Genomic DNA, 18,702 nt, shown 5'->3' on the forward strand with positions numbered 1-18,702 from the left:
ATTCCCGCGCACACCGAAGAGAGCGACCACGCGCGGCCACCCAGATCAACCGAAAGCAGAGCCGATTGCCGGAAGACTCAGCCTGTGGCGGTCTTCAGTGCCTCACTGAGCTCGTTGGCCTCGTCCTTGGTCATCTCGACGACGAGCCGCCCACCACCTTCGAGTGGGACGCGCATGACGATGCCGCGGCCCTCCTTGGTGACCTCCAGCGGACCGTCGCCTGTCCGCGGCTTCATGGCCGCCATGTTGTCTCCCTTCGCTTCCTGATGTCCCAGACACCAGGTGGCACAGCCGTCCCCGCATGCCCGGCGCGCCTGCTCACGGGGCCTCGACCGGACCTTCCGGCTCCGTGACGTACGCGCCAACCGATGATTTTCCCTGATGATGGCCCCAAGACCCAAACCGGGACGCGAACCCGATCGCAACTGCCGGCCCGCACATGTGACAACTCCTAGCCATAACTGCTGGTCAACTGTCACAATAAGCGGCCATGCAGGCACGGTCCGCCCTCTTTGATCTCTACGGCGACCATCTTCGCCCGCGCGGTGGGCGGGCCGCGGTCGCGGCTCTCGTGCGCCTGCTCGCTCCCCTCGGCATCGCCGCGCCCGCTGTGCGCACCGCGGTGTCGCGGATGGTCCGGCAGGGTTGGCTCCATCCTCTACGCTTACCGACCGGCCCGGGCTACGGCATCACCCCCAAGGCGGCACGCCGCCTCGACGCCGCGGGCGCCCGCATCTACCGCACGCGGGGCCCCGAAGGTCCCGGCGGCGCCCCCGGACAGGCATGGACCGGCCGATTCGATCTCATCACGCTGGAGCCGCCCGCGCACCGCGGCGCGCGGGCGAGGCTGGTGGCGAACCTGGGATTCCTCGGCTACGGCGCGATCGACGGCTCGACCTGGATCGCACCGCGCCCCGGCGACGGCGTCGACGCGCTGCTCACCGAGGCCGGGGTCCGCTACGAACGGTTCCGGGCCGAGCACTGCGGCGGTACCGATGGCGCGATCAACCTCGTCGCGAGAGCCTGGGACCTCGCCGGGATCGCCGCGGCCTACGGCGAGTTCGTCGACCGCCTCACGCCCCTGGTCGACGGCGTCGGCCCGGACACCCCGGACGAGCAGGCGTATGCGGTGCGGTGCACGCTGGTGCACGCGTGGCGCACATTCCTGTTCCGCGACCCGCAGCTGCCGCCGGCGCTGCTGCCCGAGCGCTGGGCCGGCACCACGGCCGCGGCCTTCTTCGACCACCACGCCGCCCGGCTCCGCCCCGCCGCGGACCGGTTCGTGGATGCCTGCCTTTGATTGGGAGTACCGATGGATGTGCTTGTCGAACGCACCGAGACCGGCGTCGCGATCGTCACCCTCAACCGGCCGGAGGCGCTGAACTCGCTGACCGACTCGCTGAAGGTGGCCCTGCGGGACACGCTGGAGCAGTTGGGGGCCGATGATTCGGTACGCGCGGTGCTGCTCACCGGCGCCGGCCGGGCCTTCTGCGCCGGTCAGGACCTGCGCGAGCACGCGGCCTCGCTGGCGACCGGGTCCGAGGCCCCGCTGTCGACCGTCACCGAGCACTACAACCCGATCGCGACGCTGCTCGCCGGCATGCCCAAGCCGGTCGTCGCCGCGGTGCGCGGGATGGCCGCCGGCGCCGGCGCGTCGCTCGCCCTGCTCGCCGACTTCCGCGTCGGCGGCCCGAAGACCGCGTTCCTGATGGCGTTCGCCAACGTCGGCCTGGCCGGCGACACCGGCATCTCCTGGTCGCTGCCCCGCATCGTCGGCCACGCGAAGGCCGTCGAGCTGCTCCTGCTGGCCGAGCCCGTCGACGCGCGGACCGCCTTCGGCCTGGGCATGCTCACCCGGCTCACCGACACCGACGAGGACGTGCTGCCCGCCGCCCGGGAACTGGCCGACCGCCTCGCCGCCGGCCCGACCGTCGCCTACGGCCAGATCAAGCGCGAGCTGGCGGCCGGCGGCTCCGGCTCGCTCGCCGACGCCCTCGCGGTCGAGGCCGCCGCCCAGAACCTCAGCGGCGCGACCGAGGACCACCGCAACGCCACCGCCGCCTTCGTACAGAAGCAGCGCCCCGTCTTCAAGGGAGCCTGAACTCCGCTTTACCCGCCCCGAACAATCCCGGCATAGTCTGAGGTCCATGGCCGATCGGGAGAAGGTTGCGCATCTGCTGCGCCGGGCGACGTTCGGGCCCACCGCGGAGGAGGTCGACGCCGCCGAGTCCCGGGGCCCGGCGGCGACCCTCGACGCGCTGTTCGACCCGCCGTCCCCCGACGCGGGCGCCGCCCGCACCCCGCCGCCCAAGCTCGGCCCGGTCATCAACGAGAAGACCGACCGCACCGAGCAGGTCCGCGTCGTCGGCGCCTGGTGGCTGGACCGGATGGTGCAGGCCGACCACCAGGTGCACGAGAAGCTCACGTTCTTCTGGCACGGCCACTGGGCCACCTCCGCCGACAAAGTGAGGTCGGGCCCGCTGATGCTCGCCCAGCAGCAGACCCTGTTCAGCACCGCCCTGGACGACTTCGCCACCCAGGTCCACACGATGCTGCGCGACCCGGCCCTCATCCTGTGGCTCGACGGCGACAAGAACACCGTCAAGGCCCCCAACGAAAACCTCGCCCGCGAGCTCATGGAGCTGTTCACCCTGGGCGTGGGCCACTACACCGAGCAGGACGTCCGCGCCGGCGCCCGGGCCCTGACCGGCTGGGTCGTCGACACCAAGTCCGGCACCGCCACGGTCAACCCGAAGCGCCACGACGACGGCCCCAAGACCATCCTGGGCAAGACGGCCAACTTCGATGCTGATACCTACGCCGACCTCCTGCTGGCCCAGCCCGCCAGCCCGGAGTTCATCGTCCGGAGGCTCTGGCTGCGGTACTGCAGCGACGCCCCGATTCCCCAGGACGTCCTCGACCGCGCCAAGACGCGGACCACGACCGCGGCGATGCTGCGCGAGCTGCTGTCCGCCGACGGCCACGCAGAATTGGTCAAGCAGCCCGTCGAGTGGCTGGTCGGCGCGCTGCGCCAGCTGCGGATCCGCCCCGGCGAGCTGCCCGACGCGCAACGCCGGCAGCTCACCAACGTCCTCGCCCAGCTCGGCCAGCAGCCGCTGCACCCGCCGAGCGTCGGCGGCTGGCCCGCGGGCGCCGCCTGGCTGACCACCGCGGCCACCCAGGCCCGGCTCAAGGTCGCCCAGACCCTGGCCGCCCGCGCGCCGAAGTCGCTCCTGGACCGCCTGACCGCCGTGCCGCCGGCCCAGCGCCCCACGGCCCTCGCCCGCCTGCTCGTCGTGGACCGGTTCACCGACCGCACCCTGGCGGCATTGACTCCGGTCGCCGGGGACGTCCGCCGCCTGCTCGCCTTAGGCCTGGTCAGCCCCGAGTACGCCGTCAACTGACGGCTCTGCCTGCCTGTTCTACGTCTTACCTGTTCACGCGGCTTGTTCATCTGGAAGTTCGCCCGGAAGGAGGCGCCATGGACGCCCTCACCCGCCGGAGGTTCCTGCTCGCCAGCGGCGTGGTCGGCGGCACGGCCCTGGTCGCCGGCGCGTCCTGGACCATCCGCGACCTCCTCGAAACCGCCGGCTGGGACGACCGCCCCGGCGACGCCAGGACGCTCGTGCTCGTCACCCTGTACGGGGGCAACGACGGCCTGGCCAACGTCATCCCCTTCGCCGACCCGGCCTACGCCCCGGCCCGCAAGGAGCTCGCCTACAAGCCCGACGAGGTCCTGCGCCTCGACGACACCCTGGGCCTGAACCCGGGCCTCGCCGGCCTCAAGCGCATGTACGACGCGAAGAAGCTCGCCATCGTCCGCGGCGTCGGCTACCCCAAGCCCGACCACAGCCACTTCCGGTCCATGGACATTTGGCAGACCGCCCAGCCCGACCGCCCCGGCAATACCGGCTGGCTGGGCCGCTGGCTGGACACCTTCGGCGGCGACCCCCGCCACGCGGTCTCCTTCGAACCGGTCCTCCCTCCGCTCCTGGCCGGCGCCACCACGGCCGGCGCCGCGATCCCGGTCTCCGGCCTTTCCCTCCCCAGCGGCGTCAAGCCAGAGGCCCTGACCGCCTTCGGCAAGCCGTCCACCGGCGAGTCCCCGCTGCAGGCCCGCGCCGCCCGCGCCTTCGCCGACCTGGTCGAGGTCGACGCCCTCATCCACAGCGTCGACACCCACGACACCGACGGCACACCGTCGACCTCCTCCGGCACCGGCACCGGCGGCCGCTCCGACCTCAAGACCCAGCTGGACCTGGTCGCCCGCTGCGTCGAGGCCGGCGTGGCCACCAGGGTATTTTCGGTGTCGCTGGGCGGCTTCGACCTGCACGCCGACGAACGCAACTCCCAGCAGATCCTCCTCAAGATCCTCGACGACGCCCTCACCACCTTCGCCGACCGCATGGCCAAGACCGAGCCCGGCCGCAAGGTCGTCACAGCGGTCTACTCGGAGTTCGGCCGCCGCGTGGCCGCCAACGGCTCCGACGGCACCGACCACGGCACGGCCTCGAACATGTTCATCCTGGGCAGCCCGGTCAAGGGCGGCCTCTACGGCGAACAACCCACCCTCTCCGACCTGGACAACGGCGACCTGAAATTCACCACCGACTTCCGCGCCGTCTACGCCACCCTCCTGAGCGACGTCCTCGCCGCCGACCCGGAACAGATCCTCGGCTACAAGACCCCCCTAGAAGGCATCCTGTAGCCCACCGAAGCAAGCCGCGGTCGCGCAACCAAAAGCCTCCGTGATCATGCCGAACCCCCACCCTGCACCACAGGTTTCCCATGACCACGGAGTATTTATGTACCCATAGGTACCATATGTATCCATGATCATGAAAAACCGTGATGTCCGAACGCCCACGCGCATGATCGTGGAGAGTTCCGTCCGCCGCGACGTCCTCCCGTCGCTCGGACCGTGCCCGCAGTAGGTGGTAAGCCCGCGACGGCCGCGGTGCTGCGTCGGTCGGGGTGCCGCGTCCGCCACCGGCTGGGTGTGCGACTGGGTGATTTGGGCTCCCCGATCGGGTCGGGGCTGAAGCCGGGAGAGGCAAGGCCTGCGGCCGCACCGGCTCGCCGCCCGGTCCAGGCCGCTGGCCGCCGCCTGCCGGGGCCCGCCCGCCGCCGCGGCCCGTCCGCCCGCCCACCGCCGCGGCCCCGCCAGCCGCGCGCCGGCTGTGGGCCGGCCGCGCGGTGAACGCCGCGCGGTGAACGCCGCGCGGTGAACGCCGCGCGGTGAACCCCGCGCGGTGAACCCCGCGCGGTGAACCCCGCACGGTGAACCCCGCACGGTGAACGCCGCGCGGCGCGGGCGCGGCGTGCGCTCGGCGTCCGCGCACGTGCCGACGGCACGCGTCGCGGCCGCTGCGGGCGCTGCGTGCGCGGGTCCGGCACGGGCGGGCGCGGGTGTGGGTGCAGGAAGTAGGCGCCCTTGGAGTTGCCGCCGCGCAGTTGCATGCAACGGCGTGGGCGGGTGCGGCGGTGGGGTCGGCGGGTGATGGCGTGCGGGCCGAGTTGGGCCGCGGGGCCGCGGGGCTGCGGGGCCGCGGGGCTGCGGGGCCGCGGGGCCGCGCCCGCTGGAGGCGGGCGCGGCGGGCGGCGGGCGGCGGGTCAGGTGGTGGCGGCTGGGGTTGCGGTTGGGTCGGACGGGGTCCACGGGGCCGACTGGCGGTCGCGGGCCGTCGTGCGGGGGCGGGTTGAGGCGGCCGGCTGGCGTGGGCGGCGGGTGGCCGGGGGACGTTGCCGGGCGCGGTCGGCTCGTTCTTGGGACTTCCTGTCCTGGTTCTGCCAGGACAGGGCGGTGCGGCAGGTGTAGGCCCACCAGCCGATCCACGGGCCGTAGCGCGCCCGCAGGTCGGCCGGGGATGGGGGCGGGGCGCCGTAGACGGTGGTTGTCAGGTTGGCGAACTGCTCCAGCTCCAGCGGCACCGCGTCCGGGCGGCCCAGGGCGCGCAGGAGCAGGGCGTGGGCGGTGAAGGTGCCGATGCCGCGGACCGCGAGCAGGTCGGCGCGGGCCTCGTCATACGGGCCGGTGCGCAGGAACTCCTCGTCGAGGGCGGCGACGCCGGACAGCATCGCGGCCAGGCGGGCGGCTCGGTGCGGGCCGCCGGTGAAGGGCAGCAGTTGCTCGGCGGTCAGCGTGGACAGCGTGGGCAGGTCGGGCAGCGCGACGTAGTCGACGCCCTCGACGCTGGCCGTCGGGCCCAGGTGCAGGGTGAGGCGGCGTTTGCGCTGGGTGGCATACCACTGGGCCGAGTTCTGCACGAGCGCGTAGTAGACGACGGCCTCGGACAGGCTCGCGAAGCGCACCTGGTGCAGGCCCGAGGCCGCGGCGGCGAGCGGGCTGACGGCGGCGTCGGTCTCGGCGATGCGCAGGAACTCCGACCGGTCGTCGTCGAGGCCCAGCCAGGCCGTGACCCGTGCGCAGATGTCGGCGAGCTCGCCGCCGGTGAGCGGCTCCTCGCTGAACACGGTGAGCCGTGCGCCGGGCGCGCCGTCGTCGCGGTCGGTGACCTCCGTCACCACGGCGGCCGACGGGTCGCCGGGGTGGGTGAAGGCTCTTCGGACCCCGCGCTCCTCCAGCACGACGTCACGGAGGCCGGGCTGGAAGCCGGCGATCGCGCGCAGCGTGCAGCCGAGGTCGAACGGGGCCGTGGCGGTCAGCAGGGTCTGGGTGGTGGTGATGAGTTCGGTCATGGGGGGAATTTTCGAACGGGGGTACGACAGTTTTTGGCGGCGGTCACTGTGCGCGAGCGGCGAGCAGCAGCCCGTCGTCGAGGGGGAGTAGCGCCGGGATCCACGCCTCGCTGTCGCGGAGGGACTTGACGGCCTCACGGAGCAGTACCGTCTCCGCATCTCTCATCGTGGGATCGGAAACCCTTCCGCCGGCCAGGGCGTCGGCCAGGACGAGCGTGCCGCCGGGGCGCAGCAGCCGCTCGGCCGCGGCGACCACCGGCCCGTATTCGCTCGGGTCATGATCGACGAAGATCAGGTCGTAGGCGCGGTCGGCCAGGCGCGGCAGCACGTCGAGGGCCCGGCCGGTGATGATCCGGGTGCGCGAGGGCGGGTTGCCGGCGGCCGAGAACACCCGCCGGGCGACGCGCTGGTGCTCAGCCTCCAGGTCGATCGTGGTGAGCACGCCGTCGCGGCGCATCCCGCGCAGCAACCACCCGCCGCTCACCCCGGTGCCGGTGCCGACCTCCACCACCGCCTTGGCGTTGCTCGCCGCCGCGATCACCCGCAGTGCCGCGCCGCAGCCCCGGCTCACCGCGCTGATGCCCAGCTCGTATGCCTGCTCCCGAGCGGCCGTCAGGACCGGGTCCTCGGCCACATACCCGTCGATGAAATCAGCGGTCCGAGCGGAAGCGGTAATGGGACACCCCTTTAGAAGAATCGATCGACCGCAAGCCTAGGAGACCTCGCCCCCGCATGCTTCATGCCGGGGCGTGTAATGCTGGATGCGAAACGGACGGAGGAGCCGATCGTGACAGACGGTCCGGCCTGGCGTCAGCCGGGCCCAGGCGTGCCGGCCAGCAACAGCGGCTGGGGAGCACGCCCCGCATGGGCGGCGCCGGGTTCGCCCCAGGCGGCGCCGCAGCCGGCGCCGAACAGCTGGTGGTCCGACGCTCTGGCCGACCCCTGGCGCGACCCCGACGCGCCCGTCGTCGTGGTCAAGGCGCCGGAGGAGGAGCCGCCGGAGCTGGAGAAGCCGCCGCCGCCGTCGAACGGCCCGCGGGTCGGCATCGGGCTGGTCCTGGTCGTCTCGATCGTCACCGCGCTGCTGGCCGGCGCGCTGGGCGGCACTCTCGGGTTTGTCTTCGCCGGCGGCGGTGGCGGCACCATCCTCGGCGGCGGCCAGGTCGGCAACGCGCCCCTGAACAACCGCGCCCCCGACTCGATCGCCGCCCTCGTCAAGAAGGTCCTCCCGAGCGTCGTCACGATCAGCATCCGGGTCGGCAACGGCACGTCACTGGGTTCGGGCTTCGTGGTCTCGGCCGACGGCCATGTCATCACCAACAATCACGTTGTCGAAAATGGCGCGGGTACCGCGACGATCCGCTTCAGCGACGCCACCGTGGCCACGGCGACGGTCGTGGGCACCGACGAGGAGTCCGACATCGCGGTGCTCAAGATCGACACGAACGGGCTGCCGGACGGTGAGCTCGCGCCCGTCCAGTTCGGTAACTCCGACCAGGTGCAGGTCGGGGACCCGGTCGTGGCCATCGGCGCACCGCTGGGCCTGACCAGCACCGTCACCTACGGCGTGGTCAGCTACCTGGACCGGCCGATCCGCACCAGCGAGGGCGGCACGGCGCGCTACTACGCGGCCATCCAGACCGACGCCGCCGTCAACCAGGGCAACTCCGGCGGCCCGCTGTTCGACGCCGCCGGCCGCGTGATCGGCATCAACTCGGTCATCGGCACACTGTCGGAGGACCAGGCCAGCGCCGGCAACGTGGGCCTCGCGTTCGCGATCCCGATCAACCACGCCCGGCGCATCGCCACCGACATCATCAACACCGGCAAGGCCCGCCGGACCGTGATGGGCGTGCAGGTCGACACGTCGTACCAGAACCCGCTCGGCGGCGCCCGGCTGTCCACCGTCGAGCCCAACGGCCCGGCGGAGGCCGGCGGCCTGAAGGCGGGCGACGTGGTCATGGCGGTGAACGGCAAACCGATCGAGGAGTCCTGGGACCTCACCGCGCTGGTGCGCAAATACGCGCCCGGTGACACGGTCGAAATTCAATATCTGAGGGGTACCTCACGAGCCAAGGCCTCCGTCACGCTGGTCGCCGACGCGAAGTGACCTGACGGACCCTCCCGGAACCGCCCGGTAGGTGCGTAGTCTTGCGCGTGAGAGCAGGGGAGGGCCGGCACATGGGCTTGGAGAACATCGGCGGCTGGGAGTTCATCGTGATCATCCTGGTCGGGCTGTTCATCTTCGGCCCCGACCGCTTGCCGAAGGCGATCAGCGACGGCGTCAAGATGCTGCGGCAGGTCCGCGAGATGGCCCGCAACGCGACCGGCGACCTCAGCAAGGAGCTGGGCACCGACATCCAGCTCGAGGACCTGCACCCGAAGACCTTCCTGCGCAAGCACCTGCTGAGCGAGGAGGACGAGGCCGCGCTCCGCAAGCCCCTGCAGGGCATCTACGACGACGTGCGCGGCGTCGCCGACCAGGTCAAGCGCGACGCCCAGTCGGCCGCCTCCGCCGCCAACGCGGCCACCACCCCGACCCCGGCCCAGCCCAAACAGCCCCCGGCGATCAGCGCCTCCTGGGACGACGTCACCTGACGCCCCGTCCCCGGCAGCTGCCTCATTCGAGCCGCCAGATTGCGTCCCATCGGCAGTGCGGCCGCGCGGGTGTGCTCGATCGGCTTGACTCGCGTTTGACTCGCATGGGCATCGGGACTCGCGACCAGAACTCTCCGTGATCATGCCGTAGTCGCTGCCCGTATCATGCGTTTTCCATGATCACGGATGGATTATGTACACATAGGTACCATATGTCTCCGCGATCATGAGAAACCCGCTGCACGGTAGCGGGAGTCGCATGATCGCGGAGCGATTCGTCCGCTCCGGCCGCTGCGCTGAGAAGCCTGGACGTCTCTGCGGCCCGATTCACCCGAAATTTCCCTCGGCGGGTGATATTTCGGATATTGACGCTGAGGCGCGGGCCGCCGGCTAAGAGGCCGGCCCGCCGACCGATGGCGCGCCAGGGGCGAGTTATCAGGTCGGCCAACAGAGTGTCGGCTGGCAGAGCGGCGGTCGGCTCGCGTCTGCCGCCGGCGGGCGCTTGAGCCGCCTGGCGGTGGCGAGCGGTCGAGCCGCGTGGTGGTGGGTGGTCGAGCCGCGTGGTGGTGGGTGGTCGAGCCGCGTGGTGGTGGGTGGTCGAGCCGCCTGGCGGTGGGGGCGGTCGAGGCGCGTGGTGGCGGCGGGCGGAAGGCGTCCGTGGTGGTGGCGGGCGGGTGGGCGAGGCGTTGGTGGTGGCCACTCGGCGTGGTCGGTGGCCGGCGACGGTCAGCGGCCGGCGGGCTTCAGGCCCAGCGGCTTGCCGACCAGGCTCTCGCGGCGCAGGGCCAGCTTGTTGGCGACCGACGTAAGAGCCGCCGCCGCCGGGGCGTCCGGGGTGGCCAGGACCAGGGGGAGGCCCGAGTCGCCGGCCTCGCGCAGGCGGGTGTCGAGCGGGATCTGGCCCAGCAGCGGCACCTTCGCGCCGACCATGCGGGTCAGCGAATCCGCCACGGTCTGCCCGCCGCCGGCGCCGAAGATCTCCATGCGCTGGCCGTCCGGCAGCTCCAGCCACGACATGTTCTCCACCACGCCCACGATGCGCTGGTGGGTCTGCAGGGCGATGGAGCCGGCCCGCTCCGCCACCTCCGCCGCGGCGGCCTGCGGGGTGGTCACGACCAGGATCTCGGCCGAGGGCAGCAGCTGCGCGAGCGAGATGGCCACGTCGCCGGTGCCCGGTGGCAGGTCGAGGAGCAGGACGTCGAGCTCGCCCCAGTAGACGTCGGCGAGGAACTGCTGCAGGGCCCGGTGCAGCATCGGGCCGCGCCAGACGACGGCGGTGTTGCCGGGGGTGAACATGCCGATCGAGATGACCTTCACGCCGTGGGCGGAGGGGGGCATGATCATGGACTCGACCTGGGTCGGGCGGCCGTCGGCGCCGAGCATGCGGGGGACCGAGTGGCCGTAGATGTCGGCGTCGACGACGCCGACGGAGAGGCCGCGGGCGGCCAGGGCGGCGGCCAGGTTGACCGTGACGCTGGACTTGCCGACGCCGCCCTTGCCGCTGGCCACCGCGTAGACGCGGGTGCGCGAGCCGGGCTGGGCGAACGGGATCACCGGCTCCTGCACGTCGCCGCGCAGGCTGGTCTGCAGGTCCTTGCGCTGCTCGGGGGTCATCACGCCGAAGTCGATCTCGACCGCGGTGACGCCGGCGACGGCGGCGACCGCCCTGGTGATGTCGGTGCGCAGCTTGTCGCGCAGCGGGCAGCCGGCCACCGTGAGCAGGATGCCGATCGCGGCGACGCCGCCGGGGCGCAGCGTGACGTCGCGGACCATGCCCAGCTCGGTGATGGGCCGGCGGATCTCAGGGTCGTCGACGGTTGCGAGCGCGGCGGCGATCGCGTCCTCGACGGTGGTGGCCGGGGCTGACATGGGTGCCATGGTACGTCGGGCGAAGCGCGCGCCCGCCAGGCAACGGCCGCGCGGAGGAACGCGTCACACGGCCGGGATCGCTCAACGGCGGCGTAGTCCCGGATTATCGGTATCGACCGAATCATCCGGTTCATCCTGAGCGGGGTCGGACAGCGAGCCGAGCGCCTTGCGGACCTTCTTGCGCTCCGCCTTGGCCCGCCGGTCGGCCGCCTCGTCCAGTTCCTCGGCCACCCGGGCCAGCTCGGAGCGCAGGAAGTCGCGGGTCGCCACCTCGCCGAGCGCGATGCGCAGCGCGGCGATCTCGCGGGCCAGATACTCCGTGTCCGCCTTCTGCGCGGCCGCCCGCCGCCGGTCCTCCTCGGAAGCCAGGCGGTCCCGGTCGGCCTGCCGGTTCTGCGCGAGCAGGATCAGCGGCGCCGCGTAGGAGGCCTGCAGGGAGAGGATCAGGGTCAGGAACGTGAAGGTGTACGGGTCGAACTGCCAGCTTCGGGGCGTCAACGTGTTCCACGCGATCCAGGCCAGGATCACGATCGTCATGTAGACGAGGAACTTCGCTGTGCCCATGAACCGGGCGATGCCTTCCGACCACTGCCCGAAGGCCTCGGGGTCGAAGCGCGGCAGCGTGATCCGGCTCTCGCGCGGCTGGTCCAGGCGCCGCCGCTCAGCCACGGCCACCGCCGCCAGCCGAGTCGGGAACGGCGATGGTCAGCGGCTCGGCGTGGTCCCGGTCACGCCAGTCCTCGGGCAGCAGGTGGTCGAGCACGTCGTCGACGGTGACGGCGCCGACCAGCTTGTCGTTGTCGTCGACCACGGGCATCACCACCAGGTTGTAGGTCGCCATGCGGCGAGTGATCTCGGCCAGCGTCGTGTCCGGCGCCAGCGGGTCGATGCCGTTGTCCACGACCCCGCCCAGCAACGCCGACGGGGCCTCGCGCAGGAGCCGCTGGAAGTGCACCACGCCGAGGTACCGCCCGGTCGGCGTGGCCATCGGCGGCCGGGTCACGAAGACGCCCGCGGCCACGGCCGGGGACAGCTGCGGCTCACGGATGCGGGCCAGCGCCTCGGCGACCGTGGCGTCGGGCGCCATCACGATCGGCTCGGAGGTCATGACGGCGCCGGCGGTGCCCGGGGCGTACTCCAGCAGGGCCCGCACCGGCGAGGCCTCGTCGGGCTCCATGAGGTCGAGCAGGACCTCCTGCTCGGGCTTGGGCATCTCGGCGAGCAGGTCGGCGGCGTCGTCCGGGTCCATCTCCTCCAGCACGTCGGCCGCCCGCTGCGGCTCCAGCGCCGCGATGATCTCCAGCTGGTCGTGCTCGGGCAGCTCCTCCAGCACGTCCGCGAGGCGCTCGTCGTCCAGCGCCGCGGCCACCTCGACGCGCCGGCTCTCCGACAGATCCTGCAGCACGTTGGCGAGGTCCGCGGCCCGCATGTTGTCCAGCACGGCCAGGATGCCGGCGGTGCCCTGGCTCTGCGGGGCGCCGGTCAGCCCGGTGACCTCGCCCCACTCGAGCTGGTTGAGGTGGCCCCGCCGGGTGAGCCGGCCGGTGAACTCGCGCACCGCGACCCGCGACAGCGACCACTCGCCGGTGCGGTCGGCATCCATGGCCACGTCGACCACCGCCCCGGTGCGGCCGGTCGCGGCCACGGTGACGTGCCGGTCCATGAAGTCCTCCAGTACCAGCAGCTCGCCCGGGCGCTTCTCGAAGCGGCGCAGGTTGAGCGTGCCGGTGTTGAGCACCACGGCGTCGGGCTCGATCGCGGTGATCCGGCCGATCGGCAGGAAGATGCGCCGGCGCATGGGCATCTCGGCCACCAGCCCGACCACGCGGGGCGGCTGGTTGCCCGGGCGGGCGCGCGCGACGGCGTCACGCACCCGGCCGACCTGGTCGCCGTTCGGATCGAACACGTTCAGGCCCGCGAGACGCGCGATGTAGACCCGCGGCGCAGCACTCACGATCCTCAAGCCTACTGAAGATATCCACCGGCTCGCCGTTGGACCGGACCTGTGTGCCGCGCGCCGCCTACGCTGTGGCTCATGAGCATGGTGCGGTACTCCGTCGTCGACGTCTTCACCGACCGGCCCTTCACCGGAAATCCCCTGGCGATCGTCTTCGACGCGCAGGAGCTGGCCGGCGAGCAGATGCAGGCGATCGCGCGCGAGTTCAACCTCTCCGAGACGATCTTCGTGCTGCCGCCCACGACCGGCGAGGCGACGTACCGTGTGCGCATCTTCACCCCGGGCACCGAGCTCCCCTTCGCCGGGCACCCCAGCGTCGGCTGCGCCGTGACGCTGCTGCGCGCCGGGCTCGTGAAGGGCCCCGACGTGGTCCAGGAGTGCGGCGCGGGCCTGCTGCCGATCCGGATCGACGAGGTGCACGGCACGGCGACCGTCACCGGGGGCCGGCCGACCATCGGCCCGGAGCTCGACCCGGGCCCGCTGCTCGCCTCGATCGGCCTCACCGGGGCGGACTTCGCCGGGCCGGCGCCGCGCCAGGCCGGCTGCGGCCTGGAGTTCACGTTCCTGTCGGTGACCGACGAGGCGGTCGGCCGGGTGCGGCTGCAGCGGCCGGTGGACAACCTCAGCGTCTTGCACTGGGACGCGCAGCGGCGCGCCGCCCACGCGCGGGTGCTGGTGCCGGAGGTCGGCGTGGCCGAGGACCCGGCGACCGGGTCGGCCGCGATGGGGCTGGGCGTCTGGCTGGTGGGCAGCGGGCTGCTGCCCGGCGACGGGCTCTCGGAGTACCACATCGATCAAGGTTCGGAGATGCACCGCCCCTCGGCGCTGCACTGCACGATCACCGCAAGCGGCGGCTCCGCCGTGTCGGCGACCGTCGGCGGTCACGTGGTGCCGATCGCCTCCGGCGAGATGACCGTGCCCCCGTTCGTGGGCTGACGCCGCCGGCCGCCGAGCACGACCACCGCCACGCCGGCCAGGAGCACCGCGATGCCGGGCAGCGTGCGCGCGGCCGGCAGCTGGCCGAGCAGCAGCCAGGCGATCACCAGCGCGCCCGGCACCTCCAGCAGGAGCAGCACGGCCACCGTCGTGGCGCTGACCCGGCGCAATGCGTAATTCACCAGCGTGTGGCCGAGCAGCTGGGGCCCGAGTGTCAGTCCCGCGATCGCTATGACGGTTTGGCGGGGGTACCCCCAAAGCTCGGCCTTCGCCACGAGGCACCCGATGAGCAGGAGCACCGCGCACACGGAGTAGCAGATCGAGGCGTACGTGGTGGTCGCGATGCTGGCCCGGGCCCGCTCGCCGAGCAGCGTGTAGACGGCGGAGGCGATCCCGCCGGCCAGCGCGAGGGCGTCGCCGAGCAGCGCCCGGCCGGACAGGTCCGGGTCGGCGCCGGTGGCCAGCGCGACACCGGCCATCGCGATCGCGATCCCGGCCCAGGTGCTGCCCGCGACCCGGATCCCGCGGGCCGCCCCGATCAGCGCCGTCCAGACCGGCACGGTGCTGACCAGCGCCACCGACATCGCCACGCTGGTCAGCTTGGCGCTCGGTACCCAGGTGCCGAAGTGCACGGCCAGGAACGCCCCCGACAGCAGGGTCACGCCGAGCGTCCGGCGGCCCGCGCCCGCGCGCAGCAGCTCGCGCGCCTCCAACCGGCGCCGGGTCAGTGCCACCGGGGCGAGCGCGGCGGCGCCCAGCGCGTTGCGCCAGAACGCGATGGCCAGGGCCGGCGCCGCCGCGAACGCGATGAGCGGCGCCGAGGCGGACACGGCGACGATCGCGACGGTGAGGGCGATGAGGGTGGTGAGACCGACCTGGCGCATGGTGCGAATTGTCGTTGATCCGACACTGGGCGCTCACGCGACCAGGTAGACCGTTCGGAGGAGGCAAGGGGGGCCGAACGTTGTTACAAGCCGTCTGTTTTGACTACTTCAACACGTGTACGAGCGCCGTCCGGCGCGGCAACGCGCACCGGCGCACCGCCGAGGTGCTCGGGGTCGACCCGGCCGCCTGGGTCGAGCTGCTGGACCGCACCTACGACGAGCGGATCCGCGGCGCCTACGGGGGGCACTTCGCGGGCCTGCGCCGGCTCTGCACCGAGCTCGGCGTCGAGCCGACCACCGCCCAGCTGCGCGCCGCCGTCGAGCTGCGCCGCGCCGCGCTGCGCGACGACGCCCCGCTGCGCCCCGAGACGATCCCGGTGCTGCGCGCGCTGCGGGCGGCCGGGGTGCGCATCGCGATCGTCAGCGACTGCTGGTTCGAGCTGCCGCTGTATCTGCCCTGCTCGCCGCTGGCCGGCGTCTACGACGTGGCCGTCTACTCCGTGCAGGTCGGCCACGCCAAGCCGCACCCGGCGATGTATGCCACCGCCTGCGACCTGCTCGACGTCGACCCCGGTCGCTGCCTGTACGTCGGCGACGGCGGCGGCCGCGAGCTCACCGGCGCCGCCCGCTACGGGCTCACCGCCGTCCAGCTGCAGGCGCCCGACCTGGGCGAACACCTCACGTTCGACGCCGAGCCGGACTGGCGCGGCGCGGCGGTCGAGTCCCTCGCCGAGGTCCTCGAGCTCGTGCGGGCCATCCGCCGCGTGAGCGCGCCTATGCTGGTCGCGTGACCGTGACGGCGGCGCTCACGCCGGCGGATGGCCGGATCCTCGCCCGCCTGGCGGCGGACGCGGTCCATGCGCGGCTCAGCGGCATCCGCCTGATCGCCTCGTTACCGGCCGGCGGCCCGCTGCACGCCGAGGGCGCCTCGTTCGTGACCCTGGAGCGCGGCGGCGCGCTGCGCGGCTGCGTGGGCACCCTGGAGCGGGTCCGGCCGCTGCACCGCGACGTGGTGCACAACGCGGTGCGCGCGATGAGCGACCCGCGGCTGCCCCCGGTCACCGTCGCCGACTGGCCGGCGCTGGACGTCAAGGTCTCGGTGCTCGACCCGCCCGAGCCGATCCCGGCCGGCAGCCGCGCGGAGCTGATCGCCGCGCTGCGGCCGGGCGTCGACGGGCTGATCCTGCACGCCGACCGGCGCCGGGCCACGTTCCTGCCCTCGGTCTGGGCCAAGCTCGCCGAGCCGGAGCTGTTCGTCGCGGCGCTGCTGCGCAAGGGCGGCTGGCCGGACACCGAGTGGCCGACCGGCCTGACCGCCCTGCGCTACGGCTCGACCGAGTTCCAGGACCGATCACCGCGCGCGGCCCTGCCGGCGCCATCGTGATCGGCCGGCCGCGTGGACGCGCTGGTCGTGGTTGGATGGGGTTATGGACGCGCTGATCGAGGAGGCGGCGAAGAAGGCCGCGGTCGCCTGGATCGCCGTGGGCGGCCGCCCCTCGACCCTGGTGTGGTGCGCCTGGCTCGGCGGGTCGCTGCTGGTGGTGAGCGGCGAGGGCGAGCAGGCCGTGCCCGGGCTGGCCGACGCCGCCGAGGCCGAGGTGACGCTGCGCGGTGATCACGGCGGCCGGATCGTCACCTTCCCGGCCGGTGTGAGCCGGATCGCGTCCGACGACGAGGCGTGGGCCGAGCTCGTGGTGCCGCTGGCCGGCAAGCGGCTCAACGGCGCGGCCGGCGCCGAGGACCTGGCCCGGGCGTGGGCCGAGCGGTGCGTGGTCAGCCGGCTGACCCCGGACGGCGTGAGCGCCGCCCTGCCCGACGACGCGCAGGCCGCCCCGCCCCGCCCGACCCCGGCCACGCGCATCCCGCGCCGGCCGTTCCGCCTGCACAAGGTCCGCGGGGCTACCCGAGACCCACGGCGGTGAGGCTCTCCTCCCACAGACGGGCGGCGAGCGCCGGGTCGGCCGTCTCCCGCATCGGCCGTGACAGCTTGCGGTCCACGTAGTAGCCGCCCGAGGTCAGCTGCGACGTCGGCGTCGCGGCCAGCCAGACCAACGTGTCGGCACCCTGCTGCGGGGTCCGGGCGAACGGCACCGCCTTGCTCACCACGGGGATCCCCAACCACGAGCCGAACCGGCTGCGGACATAGCCGGGGTGATACGCCGCCGACATGATGTCCGGCCAGCGCCGGGCCGCCTCCGCCGCGAACAGGATGTTGGCCTGCTTGGCCGAGCAGTACTGCCGCCACGCCCCGCGCCCGCGGGTGCCGCGCAGGTCGCCCGGGTCCAGCGCGCCAGCCGCGTGCGCCACGGACGCCGTGTTGATGATCCGCCCGCCGCGCAGCTGCTCCCGCAGCAGGCTGCTGAGCAGGAACGCGGCCAGGTGGTTGGTCTGCAGGGTCTCCTCGAACCCGTCGGCGGTGATCCGGTGCCCGCGCACGAGGCCACCGGCGTTGTTCGCCAGCACGTCGATGCGGTTGTACCGCTGGCGCAGATGATCGACCAGCACGTGCACGTCGTCGAGCTTCGCGAAGTCGCTGCGGTACGCGGCCGGGGCCCGCCCACCGGCCTGCTGCACGGCCGCGGCGGCGGCCTCCAGGCGGGCCGGGTTGCGGCCCACGAGCACCGTGCCGGCGCCGCGGCCGGCCATCTCGACGGCCGCGGCCAGCCCGATGCCCGAGCTGGCACCGGTGATGACCACCGTGCGCCCGGTGAGATCGCCCACAGGTACATGCCGTGTACTCACGGCACGAGGTTAGCGTGTGGTGATCGGCTGAACTTTCCCTAAGGAGCCCCGCCATGGCCGCCCTCGGACGCCCGCGCCGCTCGTGCCTGGCCGTGCCCGGATCCAGCGTCAAGATGCTCGGCAAGGCCCAGGGGCTCCCCGCCGACCAGGTGTTTCTCGACCTGGAGGACGCGGTCGCGGCGCTGGCCAAGCCCGACGCGCGCAAGAACGTCGTGGCCGCCCTCAACGACGGCGACTGGGCCGGCAAGACCCGCGCCGTGCGGGTCAACGACCTGACCACGCCGTGGACCTACCGCGACGTGATCGAGGTGGTCGAGGGCGCCGGCGCCAACCTCGACTGCATCATCCTGCCCAAGGTGCAAAGCGCCGCCCACGTCGAGTGGCTCGACCTCACGCTGACCCAGATCGAGCGGGCGATCGGCCTGCCGGTCGGCGGGATCGGCATCGAGGCGCAGATCGAGAACGCGGCCGGCCTGGTCAACGTCGACGCCATCGCCGCGGCCAGCAGGCGGATGGAGACCATCATCTTCGGCCCCGCCGACTTCATGGCCTCGATCAACATGCGATCGCTCACCGTCGGCGCGCTCATCCCGGACTACCCCGGTGACCCGTACCACTACATCCTCATGCGCCTGCTCATGGCCGCCCGCATGCACGACCTGCAGGCCATCGACGGCCCGTTCCTGCAGATCCGCGACCTCGACGGGTTCCACGCGGCCGCCCGGCGCAGCGCCGCGCTCGGCTTCGACGGCAAGTGGGTGCTGCACCCCGGCCAGATCGAGACGGCCAACGAGATCTACTCGCCCGCGCAGGAGGACTACGACCGCGCCGAGCTCATCCTCGACGCGTACGAGCACGCCACCTCCGAGGCGGGCGGTCTGCGCGGCGCCGTGATGCTCGGCGACGAGATGATCGACGAGGCGTCCCGCAAGATGGCGCTGGTCGTCTCGGCCAAGGGCCGGGCGGCCGGGATGAAACGCACCACCGCGTTCACCCCGCCGAACTGAGAAACGCGCG

General features: G+C 72.8%; 19 protein-coding genes. 11 read left to right on the forward strand and 8 right to left on the reverse strand.

The features are described 5' to 3' along the window. Nucleotides 1–77: 77 nt before the first annotated feature. Complete coding sequence (locus tag ACQPXD_RS03385; protein WP_081971220.1) at nucleotides 78–245, reverse strand: DUF3117 domain-containing protein; 168 nt, start codon at nucleotides 243–245, stop codon at nucleotides 78–80. Between the two features lie 245 nt (nucleotides 246–490). Between ACQPXD_RS03385 and ACQPXD_RS03390 the strand changes: the two genes are divergently transcribed. The 4 genes from ACQPXD_RS03390 to ACQPXD_RS03405 all read left to right on the forward strand — a co-directional run bounded on the left by ACQPXD_RS03390 (nucleotide 491) and on the right by ACQPXD_RS03405 (nucleotide 4,708). Further along, nucleotides 491–1,300: a PaaX family transcriptional regulator gene (locus tag ACQPXD_RS03390; protein WP_432834678.1), complete on the forward strand. Its 810-nt coding sequence runs from the start codon at nucleotides 491–493 to the stop codon at nucleotides 1,298–1,300. A 12-nt stretch (nucleotides 1,301–1,312) separates the two neighbouring features. Then, a complete protein-coding gene (locus ACQPXD_RS03395) occupies nucleotides 1,313–2,101 on the forward strand; it encodes an enoyl-CoA hydratase-related protein (RefSeq protein ID WP_432834680.1) in 789 nt (262 codons plus the stop codon). A 46-nt stretch (nucleotides 2,102–2,147) separates the two neighbouring features. Beyond that, a complete protein-coding gene (locus tag ACQPXD_RS03400) occupies nucleotides 2,148–3,404 on the forward strand; it encodes a DUF1800 domain-containing protein (protein WP_432834682.1) in 1,257 nt (418 codons plus the stop codon). 77 nt (nucleotides 3,405–3,481) lie between these two features. Then, nucleotides 3,482–4,708, forward strand: a complete 1,227-nt coding sequence (locus ACQPXD_RS03405; RefSeq protein ID WP_432834684.1) for a DUF1501 domain-containing protein — start codon at nucleotides 3,482–3,484, stop codon at nucleotides 4,706–4,708. A gap of 905 nt (nucleotides 4,709–5,613) precedes the next feature. On the opposite strand, the gene ACQPXD_RS03410 is transcribed toward ACQPXD_RS03405, so the two are convergent. Next, nucleotides 5,614–6,699, reverse strand: a complete 1,086-nt coding sequence (locus tag ACQPXD_RS03410; protein WP_432834686.1) for a hypothetical protein — start codon at nucleotides 6,697–6,699, stop codon at nucleotides 5,614–5,616. Between the two features lie 43 nt (nucleotides 6,700–6,742). After that, on the reverse strand, nucleotides 6,743–7,333 hold the full coding sequence (locus tag ACQPXD_RS03415; RefSeq protein WP_432834688.1) for an O-methyltransferase: 591 nt from the start codon (nucleotides 7,331–7,333) through the stop codon (nucleotides 6,743–6,745). Between the two features lie 153 nt (nucleotides 7,334–7,486). Between ACQPXD_RS03415 and ACQPXD_RS03420 the strand changes: the two genes are divergently transcribed. Next, the gene (locus tag ACQPXD_RS03420) at nucleotides 7,487–8,809 is read left to right on the forward strand and encodes a S1C family serine protease (RefSeq protein WP_432834690.1); all 1,323 of its coding nucleotides are present in this window, start codon (nucleotides 7,487–7,489) and stop codon (nucleotides 8,807–8,809) included. 71 nt (nucleotides 8,810–8,880) lie between these two features. Then, nucleotides 8,881–9,297 carry a Sec-independent protein translocase subunit TatB gene (locus tag ACQPXD_RS03425; RefSeq protein ID WP_432843614.1) on the forward strand — a complete coding sequence of 139 codons (417 nt, stop codon included), beginning with the start codon at nucleotides 8,881–8,883 and terminating at the stop codon, nucleotides 9,295–9,297. A 726-nt stretch (nucleotides 9,298–10,023) separates the two neighbouring features. Here the strand turns inward: ACQPXD_RS03425 and ACQPXD_RS03430 are convergent. From ACQPXD_RS03430 to ACQPXD_RS03440, 3 genes are all read right to left on the reverse strand, one after another. Continuing rightward, nucleotides 10,024–11,166: a P-loop NTPase gene (locus ACQPXD_RS03430; protein ID WP_432834692.1), complete on the reverse strand. Its 1,143-nt coding sequence runs from the start codon at nucleotides 11,164–11,166 to the stop codon at nucleotides 10,024–10,026. A gap of 81 nt (nucleotides 11,167–11,247) precedes the next feature. Then, a complete protein-coding gene (locus tag ACQPXD_RS03435; protein ID WP_432843616.1) occupies nucleotides 11,248–11,835 on the reverse strand; it encodes a DUF1003 domain-containing protein in 588 nt (195 codons plus the stop codon). After that, nucleotides 11,828–13,120: a magnesium transporter MgtE N-terminal domain-containing protein gene (locus ACQPXD_RS03440; RefSeq protein ID WP_432834694.1), complete on the reverse strand. Its 1,293-nt coding sequence runs from the start codon at nucleotides 13,118–13,120 to the stop codon at nucleotides 11,828–11,830. The genes ACQPXD_RS03435 and ACQPXD_RS03440 overlap by 8 nt, the downstream gene beginning before the upstream one ends. Before the next feature lie 81 nt (nucleotides 13,121–13,201). Between ACQPXD_RS03440 and ACQPXD_RS03445 the strand changes: the two genes are divergently transcribed. Then, nucleotides 13,202–14,059 (forward strand): PhzF family phenazine biosynthesis protein, encoded by an 858-nt coding sequence (locus ACQPXD_RS03445; RefSeq protein WP_432834696.1) that lies wholly within the window; start codon nucleotides 13,202–13,204, stop codon nucleotides 14,057–14,059. Here the strand turns inward: ACQPXD_RS03445 and ACQPXD_RS03450 are convergent. After that, nucleotides 14,005–14,943, reverse strand: a complete 939-nt coding sequence (locus tag ACQPXD_RS03450) for a DMT family transporter (RefSeq protein ID WP_432834698.1) — start codon at nucleotides 14,941–14,943, stop codon at nucleotides 14,005–14,007. The two genes, ACQPXD_RS03445 and ACQPXD_RS03450, sit on opposite strands and share 55 nt — an antisense overlap. Before the next feature lie 80 nt (nucleotides 14,944–15,023). Between ACQPXD_RS03450 and ACQPXD_RS03455 the strand changes: the two genes are divergently transcribed. Genes ACQPXD_RS03455 through ACQPXD_RS03465 form a run of 3 tightly spaced genes read left to right on the forward strand, consistent with a single transcriptional unit; the run spans nucleotide 15,024 to nucleotide 16,865 of the window. Continuing rightward, a complete protein-coding gene (locus tag ACQPXD_RS03455; protein ID WP_432834700.1) occupies nucleotides 15,024–15,734 on the forward strand; it encodes an HAD family hydrolase in 711 nt (236 codons plus the stop codon). Then, nucleotides 15,731–16,327, forward strand: coding sequence for an AmmeMemoRadiSam system protein A (gene amrA, locus ACQPXD_RS03460; RefSeq protein WP_432834702.1), 597 nt, complete (start codon nucleotides 15,731–15,733; stop codon nucleotides 16,325–16,327). Before ACQPXD_RS03455 ends, amrA begins: the two co-directional genes overlap by 4 nt. Before the next feature lie 43 nt (nucleotides 16,328–16,370). Further along, entirely contained in the window at nucleotides 16,371–16,865 is a 495-nt protein-coding gene (locus tag ACQPXD_RS03465) for a hypothetical protein (RefSeq protein ID WP_432834704.1), read from the forward strand. On the opposite strand, the gene ACQPXD_RS03470 is transcribed toward ACQPXD_RS03465, so the two are convergent. Next, on the reverse strand, nucleotides 16,843–17,664 hold the full coding sequence (locus ACQPXD_RS03470; RefSeq protein ID WP_432843618.1) for an SDR family NAD(P)-dependent oxidoreductase: 822 nt from the start codon (nucleotides 17,662–17,664) through the stop codon (nucleotides 16,843–16,845). The genes ACQPXD_RS03465 and ACQPXD_RS03470 overlap by 23 nt on opposite strands. Nucleotides 17,665–17,738: 74 nt before the next feature. Between ACQPXD_RS03470 and ACQPXD_RS03475 the strand changes: the two genes are divergently transcribed. Continuing rightward, nucleotides 17,739–18,692 (forward strand): HpcH/HpaI aldolase/citrate lyase family protein, encoded by a 954-nt coding sequence (locus ACQPXD_RS03475; RefSeq protein ID WP_432834706.1) that lies wholly within the window; start codon nucleotides 17,739–17,741, stop codon nucleotides 18,690–18,692. The last annotated feature ends 10 nt before the right edge of the window (nucleotides 18,693–18,702 follow it).

The organism is Dactylosporangium sp. CA-092794, assembly GCF_050948465.1.
In the GTDB taxonomy this organism is placed as follows: Bacteria; Actinomycetota; Actinomycetes; order Mycobacteriales; family Micromonosporaceae; genus Dactylosporangium.